This window comes from Vibrio sp. V04_P4A5T148 (assembly GCF_963875605.1).
GTDB lineage: Bacteria > Pseudomonadota > Gammaproteobacteria > Enterobacterales > Vibrionaceae > Vibrio > Vibrio anguillarum.
Genome location: NZ_CAWNMS010000062.1, coordinates 1 through 12,892, shown reverse-complemented (window position 1 = coordinate 12,892; position 12,892 = coordinate 1). Strand labels below are relative to the sequence as shown.

Annotated in this window: 13 protein-coding genes; 8 read left to right on the top strand and 5 right to left on the bottom strand. The window is 43.1% G+C overall.

What is annotated here, in order from left to right; genetic code table 11:
- Positions 1 to 88: 88 nt before the first annotated feature.
- The 3 genes from AACT18_RS13295 to AACT18_RS13285 all read right to left on the bottom strand — a co-directional run bounded on the left by AACT18_RS13295 (position 89) and on the right by AACT18_RS13285 (position 4,808).
- Positions 89 to 1,003, bottom strand: a complete 915-nt coding sequence (locus AACT18_RS13295; protein ID WP_094143007.1) for a DUF4391 domain-containing protein — start codon at positions 1,001 to 1,003, stop codon at positions 89 to 91.
- Positions 1,004 to 1,013: 10 nt separating this feature from the next.
- Positions 1,014 to 4,325: a helicase-related protein gene (locus tag AACT18_RS13290; protein ID WP_094143009.1), complete on the bottom strand. Its 3,312-nt coding sequence runs from the start codon at positions 4,323 to 4,325 to the stop codon at positions 1,014 to 1,016.
- 264 nt (positions 4,326 to 4,589) lie between these two features.
- Positions 4,590 to 4,808 carry an AlpA family transcriptional regulator gene (locus AACT18_RS13285; RefSeq protein WP_094125406.1) on the bottom strand — a complete coding sequence of 73 codons (219 nt, stop codon included), beginning with the start codon at positions 4,806 to 4,808 and terminating at the stop codon, positions 4,590 to 4,592.
- Positions 4,809 to 4,937: 129 nt separating this feature from the next.
- On the opposite strand from AACT18_RS13285, the gene radC reads away from it, so the two are divergent.
- From radC to AACT18_RS13245, 8 genes are all read left to right on the top strand, one after another.
- Positions 4,938 to 5,399 (top strand): RadC family protein, encoded by a 462-nt coding sequence (radC, locus tag AACT18_RS13280; RefSeq protein WP_094125407.1) that lies wholly within the window; start codon positions 4,938 to 4,940, stop codon positions 5,397 to 5,399.
- Positions 5,396 to 5,830 carry a DUF2787 domain-containing protein gene (locus tag AACT18_RS13275; protein WP_161439623.1) on the top strand — a complete coding sequence of 145 codons (435 nt, stop codon included), beginning with the start codon at positions 5,396 to 5,398 and terminating at the stop codon, positions 5,828 to 5,830. The genes radC and AACT18_RS13275 overlap by 4 nt, the downstream gene beginning before the upstream one ends.
- A gap of 69 nt (positions 5,831 to 5,899) precedes the next feature.
- Positions 5,900 to 6,349 (top strand): DUF2787 domain-containing protein, encoded by a 450-nt coding sequence (locus AACT18_RS13270; protein ID WP_094125409.1) that lies wholly within the window; start codon positions 5,900 to 5,902, stop codon positions 6,347 to 6,349.
- 14 nt (positions 6,350 to 6,363) lie between these two features.
- Positions 6,364 to 6,612, top strand: a complete 249-nt coding sequence (locus tag AACT18_RS13265; RefSeq protein WP_094125410.1) for a hypothetical protein — start codon at positions 6,364 to 6,366, stop codon at positions 6,610 to 6,612.
- A 210-nt stretch (positions 6,613 to 6,822) separates the two neighbouring features.
- Positions 6,823 to 7,527: a WYL domain-containing protein gene (locus AACT18_RS13260; protein WP_094125411.1), complete on the top strand. Its 705-nt coding sequence runs from the start codon at positions 6,823 to 6,825 to the stop codon at positions 7,525 to 7,527.
- Positions 7,528 to 7,571: 44 nt separating this feature from the next.
- Positions 7,572 to 9,050, top strand: coding sequence for a hypothetical protein (locus AACT18_RS13255; RefSeq protein WP_094125412.1), 1,479 nt, complete (start codon positions 7,572 to 7,574; stop codon positions 9,048 to 9,050).
- A gap of 163 nt (positions 9,051 to 9,213) precedes the next feature.
- Positions 9,214 to 10,674, top strand: coding sequence for a GTPase (locus AACT18_RS13250; protein ID WP_094125413.1), 1,461 nt, complete (start codon positions 9,214 to 9,216; stop codon positions 10,672 to 10,674).
- A 301-nt stretch (positions 10,675 to 10,975) separates the two neighbouring features.
- Complete coding sequence (locus tag AACT18_RS13245; protein ID WP_094125414.1) at positions 10,976 to 11,311, top strand: hypothetical protein; 336 nt, start codon at positions 10,976 to 10,978, stop codon at positions 11,309 to 11,311.
- Between the two features lie 66 nt (positions 11,312 to 11,377).
- On the opposite strand, the gene AACT18_RS13240 is transcribed toward AACT18_RS13245, so the two are convergent.
- The gene (locus AACT18_RS13240) at positions 11,378 to 11,815 is read right to left on the bottom strand and encodes an RNase H family protein (RefSeq protein WP_094125415.1); all 438 of its coding nucleotides are present in this window, start codon (positions 11,813 to 11,815) and stop codon (positions 11,378 to 11,380) included.
- 115 nt (positions 11,816 to 11,930) lie between these two features.
- Complete coding sequence (locus AACT18_RS13235) at positions 11,931 to 12,608, bottom strand: inovirus Gp2 family protein (RefSeq protein ID WP_094125416.1); 678 nt, start codon at positions 12,606 to 12,608, stop codon at positions 11,931 to 11,933.
- Positions 12,609 to 12,892: the final 284 nt, after the last annotated feature.

The window sequence follows — 12,892 nt, the reverse complement described above, 5'->3', positions numbered from 1 at the left end:
TTCATTACCTATTTACAGTCGGGGTTGACGCTAATCTGCTCTTCCACCTGAAATCTAGTTTTTCAAAATTTGTGTAGTTCGACTCTTCTTATGCCAATTGAGACGTGATTACTGAAATCGCTTGTTTAACTTTTCTTGCTTGTACATTGAGACACATTTTCTCATTCATTTGCACCTCTTTCATTAGCTTGTTTCGAATGTTGCTTAACTCACTTTCAAGTGACGCTAACTGTTTAAGAAGTTGTGTCTTTTCCTCATTGCTCCTGTCTCGGAACGAAGGTTCTTCATAGTTATCGACTGAACTCTTATGTGATGAAAGTTGTCCACTGTTAGCAATATCGTTATTGCGGCTGTTTTGGCTAACAAAACGACCTGAAATATTACTTATTTCAAGAGCAATGAGCTTAGAGATGAAGTCTTGATAAAGCTCATAGTAGTTAACTCTAGATACATTTTTCAGAGAAAAATCATTCAAGAATTCGTGCTCATTGTCCTTCAACGTTCCAACATTGAACCATTGGCTATTGTAAATGTGCTCAATGACCAATTTTGAACTGTCTGCTTGATTGATACGCTTATCTGCTAGGCAAATCGCAACTTCACCAGTTAGCTCTAGCAGCAAGATAACAGGATATGGGATCACTGTATGGAAAAGCTTTGCCACTTTTTTTATTAATGAATACTTCAACTTCCTTTGGTTTGTAGGGGGATCTTTTAGACTGACTTTAAGAACAGCCACCTCGATATACTCTACCGTTTCGGTAACATAAGTAGGTATATTAAAGGTTTCAGGCTTGAGGGTGTTCACCCATTCAACGGATTGAATGACATCGTTAACCAGCTTCTTATCACTACTTGAGAGATCATTATTCTCCAGTATCATCTTTTTAGTGATTCTTGTTCCAAGGAAAGTTGAGTCTGGTAAGGCTAGGTGTTCATATATCTTGTCGAACAAATTTCCCTTACCTAAACAAGAAGCTCTAAAATCTATGACATCATTCATTGCCTCACTCCTACAGAATGACCATATAGCTAACGACTTCAAAATCATTCACATCTTGCGAGCTTGACGCTGATAAAACCGTTCCGCCTCGGCTAAACAAACTTGTTGCACCGATCTCTTCACTTTTACCTGCGATATTTTCAACAGCTTTACTGAGAAGGTTCTGGTAATGGTTCATTTTCATTCCCTTTTGCGTTCGCTTCTCAAACTCTTGATAAGCGTATGCGGAATCTTCAATAGCTTTGAACTCAGAGCCTAGCTTCTTGCATAAATCGAGAATCTGTTTGGCTTGGGTAAATGAAAAAAATACCTCTTCTTCATCAGACACATAAACGAGATAGTAAGGAGCGAGTGAATAACTCTCTTCCACCTTAACTTTCCCTTTGATGTCTTTCAGACAGAAAATCACTCCTGACTGAATTTCATCTTTAAGCCCTACAAATTGGCTAGACTCTGATTCAAACGATTCTTTGTTGATAAAAACGGGTGAACATAGCCCAAACGGAGCTTGATCTAAAGCTTCAGTGTTATTTTTTGATTTATCACTGAGGAAACTGGATAGATCCATTCTAAAATCATTCAGTGTTAAGTCGGTTATTGAAACACCGCCTGAGATTTCTTCTAGGTCAACTACAGCGTTTTGAAGCTGCTCTAGTTGCTTTCTGCGGTACTCTAAGTCATTCATTCCCTTGTTAAGCTTAGGATCTTGCTCGATAACATTCTCTTCACCTGTTGCTGAAATGTCGAGTAATACCATACGCCCACTCACCCTAGCCTCTAGGTTGATGTACTCGTCCAACTCCATATTTGGCCAGAAGTTCACCAGTTGAATTGTGTCGTTGATCGAGCCTAAACGGTCTATACGTCCAAAACGTTGAATAATACGAACTGGGTTCCAGTGAATATCGTAATTAATCAGATAATCACAGTCCTGTAAGTTCTGACCTTCGGAAATACAGTCCGTTGCGATCAGTATGTCTACCTCTTCCTTGTACTCTGGGAAGACCTTTTCACGCTCTTTAGATCTAGGCGAGAAATGCGTCAGCAAACTATTCAGATCAGTTTTGAACTTCTTACCATCAATGCCACGTAAGGTTGTGTCTGTGCGTTGACCTGTGACTAATGCAGAATGTAAACCCAAACTTTGATAAGCCCAACTGGATATATTTTCGTATAGATACTCTGCGGTATCGGCAAACGCTGTAAAGATAATGACTTTCTTGTTAGTGCCGTTGTATGGCTTTTCACATTTTTCAAGATACGCCTGTTTCAACATATCGAGTTTTGCATCACGGTTAGAGTCGATACATTTTGATTCACGAACAATCTCTTGCAGAGAGACTCTGTCAGCTTCTAAGTCTTGTGAAAATCTTACTAAATCAAGATCTTGAATCCTTACCTTGGTTTTATTTCCGATGATATAAGGAGCGAGTTCAGGCGAATCAAACTCAAGATCATCAATCTCTTCGATAGGCGGTGCAACGAAATCTTCTGTCAAATCATCGGTCAATGTGGGGCGGATATTAGTGTTAAAGTTATGGATTTTTGATAGTAACGCTTCTACTTGTGCCAACACTTTTTCTGACGTGAGAGTGAATGAATGGATCGAGCTTTCCATTCGTTTTAAAAGGTTAATACGGATAAGGTGAATCAAACTCTCTTCACGGTCGACTTGTTTGAATACACTTTTACCGCCTTTTACCTCTTGGTCATAACGTCTTGCGTATTCCGCTTTCTTATCCATTCGCACGTATTTCATTGGCGAATAAAATGCCAGCGATAGCCTACGGATCGTCTTATTTACTTCTTCCAACGGTGGGAATTGGTTCTGAAGGTCAATAGAAGGCTTCAAGTTGATAGGTAAAAGCCGTGTAGGGAATTTACCTATGTCCTCTGTTCCGTAGTATTTCTCGATATGTTTACGGGAGCGAGCAATTGTGTAAATATCCAGTAGTTTGAAATAATCAAAATTCATCGAGTCCAAAAGATCTTTCGATGTGCGAGTATCCGGATCTTGTTCAGCCCAACGAGCAAAACGTGATTGTGCTTGCCTTAAGGTACTTTCAATGCTGTTAATACCATGATCAATAAGTGCTTGGTCGTTTGCTTCTGTGATGAAAGCGACTTGATTCTTCATATCATTCAAACGGTTATTCACTGGCGTAGCTGAAAGCATTAACACCTTAGTTTTTACACCTGCTTGTATAATATCTTCAAGTAAACGCTGATAACGGTTACGACCATCTTTTTTAGGGTTGTTGTTGCGGAAGTTGTGAGACTCATCAATCACAACAAGGTCATAATTGCCCCAATTAATCGTCTCTAGGTTTATATCACCCGAATAACCAGTATTACGGCTCATATCGGTGTGATTCAAAACGTCGTAGTTGAATCGGTCATTTGCTAGCAAGTTGCGCTTGTCGTTTTGGGTATAAATAAGCCAGTTGTCACGCAGTTTCTTAGGACAGAGCACAAGAACCTTGTCGTTGCGTAATTCGTAGTATTTGATGACAGCAAGAGCTTCAAACGTTTTACCAAGACCAACACTATCCGCGATGATACAGCCGTTAAAATGCTCAAGTTTATCTATTGCCCCAAGAACACCATCCCTTTGAAATTTATAAAGCTTGTTCCAAACAATTGTATCTTTAAAGCCTGTTTTCGTTTTTAAGATGCTCTCTTCTTGGAGATCACCCACAAAGTCTTTGAAGATGTTATATAACGTGAGGAAATAAATAAACTGAGGCGTGTTATCTGCCGTAAGTTTTGATAGTTCTGCTTTCAATTGCTCCTTAGCATCAACCACTTGACCTTTACTGCTCCATACACGATTAAAGAACTCAAGCAACTCTTTAGCTTGCTCAAAGTGAGCAAGGCTTATCATATCAAAACCATTTGTCGCAGTTAGACCAATCCCTTGTCCGTTAAATTGAGCACCGCTAATGGCTAATGAGTTCGACGATGAAACGTGCGTGATGTGTTGATTAACAGCCCCTGCTTGTTTCACCAAACGTACAGAAACGTTTCCCTCTATCCAACGAGCAAATTCTTTTGCTATGGCTTTCTGATTTAGCTGATTTCTGAACTTGTTTTCTAGTTCAGAACCATTGAACGAACCGAAAGGTGATGTGACGTTGAGAGAATCGAAGCCTTTCGCCTGTGAGAATAGCAAACGTGCCGACTCTAACTTGTCTAAGGAATCTTTGAGATGATCAAAAGCATAGATCGAAAAAAGCCCCGTCATGACGGAAAGCTTATCGTTATATTGAATAGAATCAGTGAGTGTATCTGAGACTTTAGTTGTTACATTATCAATGAGCATCTTACCACTAATCTTTTTTCTAACTATACAATAAAATCTTATTGCCATGAGTTACAACAAACTTAAAACCTAGTATACCAACTTGATGGTTCTATTGCTTCCGACTTCAAGTATCTACATATTTCATTATAAAAAATTGGTATGTAAGGTCAGCGAGTTAGACCTAACCAATTCTGATAGGCTCAGCAATTGAGAGGATATGGGCAAAGCACTAAAGGAACAACGATCCGGGTATTGCATTTTTCACTGTATTTAAAGAATTGACTACAAACTGCTCATTCTATTTTTAATCACCTCTTCCATCCAAACATCCACTTCACTCTCCACCCAAGCTACTGCTCTATCCCCCAAACTCACCGATTCGGGGAATTCCCCGTCATTCATCTTGCGGTAAATTGCCGAACGGCTCAGTGCTGTCTTTTCGATTACTTCTTTTAGCTTTAAAAATCTCATGGGACGTTCTCCTATGTCTGTGGTCCTCATGGGATAAAGCGATGGCGTAAAAAAAGACGGTGAGGTGTTAAGCCTTGTCGCATCAAGGCTTAATCAAAAAATTATCAGGCATATGTCATTAACGTGTATCCCGTTAATGAACCTCACTCGGAGTCTGATATGACCGATTACACAAAAGAACAGCGCTATCAAGAAAACCAAATACTTGAACATGCCGCTGAGATACTTGCTCACCGTTACGTGCGCGGTGATGCACTCACCAATCCTGATGCCACTAAGGAGTACATTCGCTGCAAACTGGGAGCCTATGAGCGAGAGGTATTTGCCTTATTGCTACTGGATAACCAAAACCGACTGATTGAGTTTAAAGAGCTGTTCCACGGCACCATTGATGCGGCCAGTGTCTATCCGCGAGAAGTGGTGAAAGTGGTGCTAGAAGTGAATGCCGCGGCCGTGATATTGGCCCATAACCACCCTTCAGGGGATGTAACGCCGTCACAAGCCGACAGACGCATTACCGGAAGGTTGAAAGATGCTTTATCGCTGGTGGATGTGCGAGTGCTGGACCACATTGTGGTGGGTAAAGACAGTGTTTCTTTTGCTGAGAGAGGTTGGTTATGATTGAACAACGTTATGGCGACATTGAACTGGATGAAGCCCTTCACCACTCACTAGAGCAATTGATGGCTCGCTACTGCATTTCAGAGTCTGCTGAGCGCATTGTGCTGAACTGTCGCCAAAAAAGTTATTACTTACACCGACAAGGATTGCACCCGATTGAAGTGCAGTTTAAACGTGAGTCGCCATCCAGTGATTGGCAGGTGGTGTGCTTTGCCAGTTTTTCTTATCCCAATGAAAGCAGTATCGCGGTTGAACCTGAGCTCTATTTCCATCTAGTCAATCGTTGGTGCTATCAACCCGATTCGGGGGCCGCTGACTTATCTCACCCTGAGGTACTTGAACTGCTCATGGTGTGGATGAAAGCCTTTGCTCGCCACCTTTCACGTAACGTGTTTGATGAGATGCAATTAACCATGGTCCGTGAGTTTTAGCGCCGCGCCTATTTTCTCTTTATTTCCTTTTTCTTTTTCGACTTCATCCTGACCTAAGGAGGTCTTACTATGTCTCAGTTTACCTTCACATCCTCCATCTTACCGATTTCAGACAAACTTCATGCCTTACTGAGTGAGCAACTCACCAAGCAGTTAGTCAATGACAACACAGGCAGTCTCGCGGCCAGTCGTTATCTGGTGTTCAACTTTCGCGATAAAAGCTACAGCGCTGAAGAAGGCGGTTTTCATCCGGTTGAGATTGGCATTTGCCATACCACCAGCGGCGATTGGAGCATCGAGTACATCACTGATTTTGCCTACATCGGAAATTACTACCCAGAGCTTGAACGAAGCTTAGATTTTGATTTTCGTGTCGGTGAGTTCTTTGTCGCTCATCGAGGTTGGTTGCCCATTCAAGGCTGTCGTGATGCCAAAGAGCTGTACCAGTTATGGGAAAGTAATTTTCTGGCTTACGTCGATATGGACGCCTTTGATGAGATAAACATCACCGCTCAATAATCAAAAGGTAGCCCATGAACAAACATTCCCCATCACTACGCCGAACGCTGTCTTTGCTCTTGCTGCAAGTCATCACTAAAGGCGGTCACTATCTTCACGCTCAATACCAAAAGGCTCTCGATGAGGTGAAAGAGCACAGTGACCATGACTTATTTGAGCTAGTTCGAACCAGTTCATCAACACAGGCACTGCGTTGGGCGGCCGTGCGCGAACTGCTAAGCCGCGGTTATCTACTCAAAGAAATCCGTCAAGAAATGCAGTAATGCGCCGCAAAATGCCAACTCAATCACAGATATGCAACCTCTCCACTGAGCGAGACAGGATATGTCTCGCTCATCCATACCCTAGCCTCATTGCAATAAGGACCCGTTAAGACTGTGTGGCCACCAGTCTTCGTTTAACCCCTATCCGTGACATTCACTGAAGCACAGCGCTCAGTGCGTGTGGCTGGGTAGACGAAAGTTGGTGATGCCATGCAACCCTCAGACTACACACTCTCAACCGATGAGCACTTTAAGCTCATCTTTGAAATCTATTCACACATTCCGCGACTGCGAGAAATTTCGGCTGAAGAGCTGCGAGTTCGCTTATCCGAGCTGGGCGTCAATCGTACTAAGCGCACTATTCAGCGCTACCTCAACGTCATCATGTACTACCCCGACTATTTCCAAGTCGAACGGTTTGAACGTGCGCGTAACAGCTACACCTACAAGCGTAAATACCACAACAAAGTCTCGTCTGCTTCATGGGAAACAATGCTGCTCGGACTGTGCTTTTCATCGGTGAAAGGTCTGCTGCCTGCTCACTTTGAGCAAGGCATTCACGAAACTTTTATGCCGCTGCAAATTGGCGATGTGATGGAGCCTGCCAAAATTGAGGTGCGTCTTGCGCTGCCTAAGCAAGACGACTACGACTTTGATGTGTTCGAGCGGCTCAGCCAAGCCATTAATGCTAAGCGTCAGGTTCGCTTAACACTCATTGATGACACCCAGACAGACTACCTCACCCCACTCGGCCTGATTTGGGAAAAAGGCATGCTCTACCTTGTGTACGAACACAAACACGATCGTGATGTACTCGCCTTCTCCGACATCATTCAGGCGGACATATCCACCTTCACTTTTGAATACCCGAGTGACTTCTCACTCTCCGATACGGTTATTCCCACTCAGCGATAAGTTTGCTGAGTTACTCCTATTTTTCATCATTCAAGGACACCATTATGCAATCATTCAAATTGAATACGGTGCTACTAGCATTGGTCACTGCCAGCTTAACCGCATGCGGAGGCGGCAGTAGCGACAGCAATAACACATCAGGCAGTCAAGCCGACCTCACGGGCGTGGCCATTGACGGCTATGTCGAAGGAGCTACCGCCTTCGTCGACTACAATCTTAATGGTCAGTTAGACGACAACGAACCTTCGGCACTGACCGACCAAAATGGTCAGTTTGAATTTTCAGGTGTAGACGGTGTTTGCGCCGATTACGCGCCAATTGTTATTAATGTTCCTGTCGGCGCTTACGATTCCGACTATGGTGTGGTCAGCGAAGCCTATCAACTCACCTTTCCACCTAAGTTTTCATCAAACTACAGCAATGACATTTTGAACACGACTCCATTCACCACCGTGATTTGGAATGCGATTAAAACTGAGCTCAGTAAACTTGGTACGGAGGGTTGCCAAGCACTAGCCGCCAATTCATCCCTGCAAGGAAAAATCAAACAGCGCGTTGCCGAGCAAGAGTACCGATTAGCAAACCGCTATAACATTGCAGTCAGTGACTTATATGGGGACTTCATTAAACAAGGTAATACCGCTCAGCATCAATTGGCTCAGTCGCTCACCGTAGGACTGGCGAAAGCGTATGAAGAAACTCGCGCTTTTGAAGCCCTTTACCCCGATGCTCATGTTGCGTATGTGGAGTATTGGCTAGGTAATCCTGCCTCCGATGACATCAGTGTGGCGGATACTTGGTATCGCAAAGAGTATGTCGGTCACCCTGAATACGCACAAGAAACCGTGTATCAAGTCAGCAATGATTTAGACACCATTGTCACCATGACGCACTACCTAAAAACCAATACCACGCTTGGTCAGTACAATGACAGTGAGACGTTTGTGGTGATGGATGAAGATACTTTGAACAGCTACCCAAGCTCGGCTTATCACTGCACCAAGCAACTGCGAGCCAATCAAAAAGGCAATACGGCTGGGCAAGTCTATTATGAGTTTGCGATAAACGCGCAAGGAGGTGTCAATGATGCGGCAGAATGTGAAGCGCTCGATATCGATGCCAATCGTTCAGGTACGCCGCTCACAGCGATGACAAAAGACCAATACGGTCGTTACATCACTTACGCTCAGTTTGATTTTGAGCCGGGAGATAACGCCAATGTCGATGGTTTGAACTACGCGCTGACTAATCAACTGATTGATGCGCCTACCGCCTTTGATGGGGTCAGCACTATCAGTCCAGAGATTGACTTAACTGAAGGATATGGCGCGCTCAGTTGGATACGCACGGCTTGGGAATATCTAAACGATGGCAGCATGATTTACACAGAGCATCGCTCGACTGGGCTATGGATAGTGACCAACACTGCGGCCAATGGTACCTATACCGTTTCGTGTGGTATGGATAAAACCAATCTCGCAGTGATGGATATGTCTAGCTGTCTAAACCTAGTTGGCCATTAATCGTCATTCGTTAACTGCCAAGGTGGGAAATCTCCCACCTTTTTTTGTGATATCTTTCACAAGTCCTACCCGACACTCTCCTCCCAGAAAAAGCAAGACACGATATGTCGCACTCATCCGTAAGCTGGTGGCAACCCCATAGCTAATACAACGGAGCCTCCCTATGCCGCAATCCCTCAGTGAAGTCGACGTACTCCAACGCGCCCTAGCCTATAGTCCTGAAGAAGTCCTTCCTATTCTGGAATACCTTAAAATCAGCGAGAGTGAATGCCAGTTTAAACCCGATTCCTTACGGCAAGATGCTCAGCGTATTGCTTGGCACCTACGTAAAGCAGGCAGTAATACCCTTGCCACCACGACAAGAATGGCAAAGAACAAACTTAAAGAAGCCTTAGGAAAAGACACGGACGACGATGTCGCCAGTTATCGAGCAGTCGTGCTCGATGTAGCCCAAAAAATTGGTGTGAAGCCAAAAATCGAACTTGATGATTTGTTTCCAAGTGAAGGCAGACCGAGCTTTATGGGCAGTGAAAGGGGATTTGAACGATTCAAACGTGACCATCCTGATGAATGGCAAACTTACACATTCGTCAAAACGGACGAGGTCATGCAGCGTATCAGCGACACACCATCCACACTGAAAGAATACACCACTGAGGAACTTGAGCAGAAAATCATAGAAAAGCTCTTCACGGACGCTTTTGAGCACATGAGTGACGCAGAGAAAAAAGCCTGCATAGAGAGCTTAGGGTTATCACATGCCGAAGTACCGATTGGAGGCCCCGCTCTACTGCTCATTCAAGCACTACTTAAAAAGTATGGCGGATTTGCCGTCTATAAATATTCCATCATCGTCGCGCATTGGCTCAGCAAAGCCATTATTGGTAAAGGGCTTCCTTTTGCCGCAAGTCCAATGATAGCGAGAGCTGTATCATCTTTTTTAGGCCCTGTTGGATGGACAGCGAGTGGAGTATGGGCAGCTAGCGCTCTCGCAGGTCCGGCCTATCGCAAAACCATTCCAGCAGTGCTTCACATTGCAGTCTTAAGGCAGATCGTCCTAAACAGAATTAGTATTGGCGTAGTCGGTGATGGTTCTGTAGGGAAAGATGCCTTCTTTAATGCCGTGTTTGGGTTAGATACACAAAATGTTGATCCGATTGCTGGCGCGACCAGTGAAGCCGAGCTCTATCCACTTGATGAAGATTACGCGATTAACTTAATCAACTTTCCGGGCTTTAATGACATTAGTCCATCGGTTAATAGTCTGACTCACGAACATTTACATAATGTCGATATCTTTGTCATGGTCGCAGATCTTGCCAGAGGCGTTTCTGATATTGATGTACAAATCTTAAATAAACTTACTCGTTTTAACAGACCGATTTTAGTGTGTTTGAATAAATCGGACATGGTGCGCCCAAGAGATCTGGAAAAATTGCGTGAAACAGCTAAGCAAAGATTGGCAGGCGTGACATTAATAGAAACGGCCTTTGACCCAGATGATCGTCTCCACCCTGATGGTCCGATTGGCACACAGGATGTCTTTAGCTGGCTGAAAGCACAACTAGAGGCTCAAGGCAAAGATGCTCAACATTTTTCCACCTTTAGTCCAGAGCACAAATAGTAAATCGAATACAGTCAACAGATGGGGGAGCCAATCCCCCCTTATTCAAACAAAGTGCTCAGGTCGTTCCTAACACACAACAAAAACATTAAATAACAACAACTTACAACAATATCCATTTACAAAAACCATTCTTACCCCTGCTGATTTAACCATGAAATATCGGCTCTGCACTCTAAAACCTGAGCTAGTTCACAAAAGCTCATCAATCAATCTCAGTGAGACAGCCTATGTCTCATTCATTCGTATTCTAACGTCAACCCACTATCATGCTTTCAGACGAGAGCGCTAAGGACAAATTATGAGTAAAGGCAATGTATTACACCACCTTGACGAAACCGCTCTAAAAGAGCATATCTCTCGTCGAGAATCATTCACGCTCACCAACGTGAAGAACTTCTCTCAAACCGTGAAGAAAATTGAAGACCTAATAGAACGTCAGGGACTGAAATGTCGTGTGTATACCGCTGGGCGTTCCGCAACTATGGTAGCCGCATTAGCATCAGGTCCTGCGGTCATTTTTGGACTGGCTTCAGCCGCCTCAATCGCTGCACACAAGTTGGCAACCTTGAACCCTGATTATGAAATTACCAAGTATCCTCTGTCTGACAAACTGGAAGTGAACTACAAAAAATAACGCTATAGAGAAATAGGCCACCAGCCAACTACCTTATCGGTGAGCCTATCTCTTCAATTTTTAAAGTTAATGAGCTTCTCCTTCTAATTCCTCTTTTGCCAATCTATAGGCTAAATCTAATTCTGGAGACGAACGCAGTTTGCGAACATCAACGAACTTTTTGCTACGCTCTTCGTCCACTAACTGCCAAAGCTGACGGTAGGCCACTGGCTTCTTATCCGACTTACGCCAACCTCTTCTCTTCCAATCATCTAGCCATTCGTTATAACCACGCACACAGAAATCGCTGGTACTGTAAATGACATCGTCATCAAATGCGTAACGTAAAGCCTCGACAATAGCAGTAAGCTCTAACTCCGTACTATCAACGTTACGATCCACCAGCACAGTAAAACTATCAGCTAATTGATGTTCTTCATCGTAAATAGCAACTCCGACTGCTCCTTGAGTTTTATCTTTATTGACCGAAACACCAATATAAAGCGTGTAATGTGATTGAGTCATGACATGTACCTTCTTAATTTAATGAGTCACGTTATTGCTCCTCTTCAACAGATAAGAACCTGAGGTAAAAAAAGAAGGTACTGAATGTTTGAACTGGGATATTTGGTAGGACTAGTTATCGTCGCGAGTAACCAAAATTTCGCTTACGGTTACCAAAGTGTTTGGTATCTTCTTTTGCCAAATAACTAACATGCTTGAACAGGTCATCAAATGCATCGTCAAAGTTCTCAGAATGACGATCTAAACGATGGATCACTACGCTATCTTTCCTCTTGTCCTTTGAGAAATACACCAGTCCGTTAGCCTCGTCATAATCAACACCAACGACTCTAGCCCATGCCTCGACGATAAATCCGCCTAAATTCTCTGGATGGGATAGAGTTTTACCCAACCAGTTGAATCTGTCCTTATTAAAAAGCAGAGCGAGGTGGTAATGGTCATTGATCGACGTTGAGCGCTCTTTCACCCAAATACTTCGTACCTTACAAGGATGAACCCTCCCACCTTCTCTTTTCTTTTTCCGACCCGCATGATCGATCTGCGACTGTAATGAACGAATAAAGTCCGTCATTAAATAACCCAAATCTTCTCGCTCTCGAAGTTGGGGGAATTTTAGATCCACACGTAAAGCCATAAGGCGTGGATAATCATCCAATGCCCGTTCAATGGTATCGTGTATTTTCTCTAAATAATCAATACACAGAGGGCCATGTGTTGTTTGAATAGGCCTACCTAAAAAAGTACTTTTAGTTGTCAGTTTTAGGTTCTTATTTTTTCTAGATCGTACATTCATTTCTATCTACTCCCTTTAGTTGGTTCATAGATAGCCTTATGCCGTTATTTAAAATAAACATGCCAAACGATAGTTGTTTAATTAAACAACTATCGTTTGGCATGAAATTTATATATAACATTAATAATACTAACCAGACAGACATCGCCTAATTTTTCAACTTAATATCACAATCAATTTTAAGAGGTTAAATACAAAGATTTGATAAAAACTGAGTAAAACACCTTCGTAATGAACATATAATAGACAAAAATTAAACCAAGTTAGTTTCACATTAAAATATA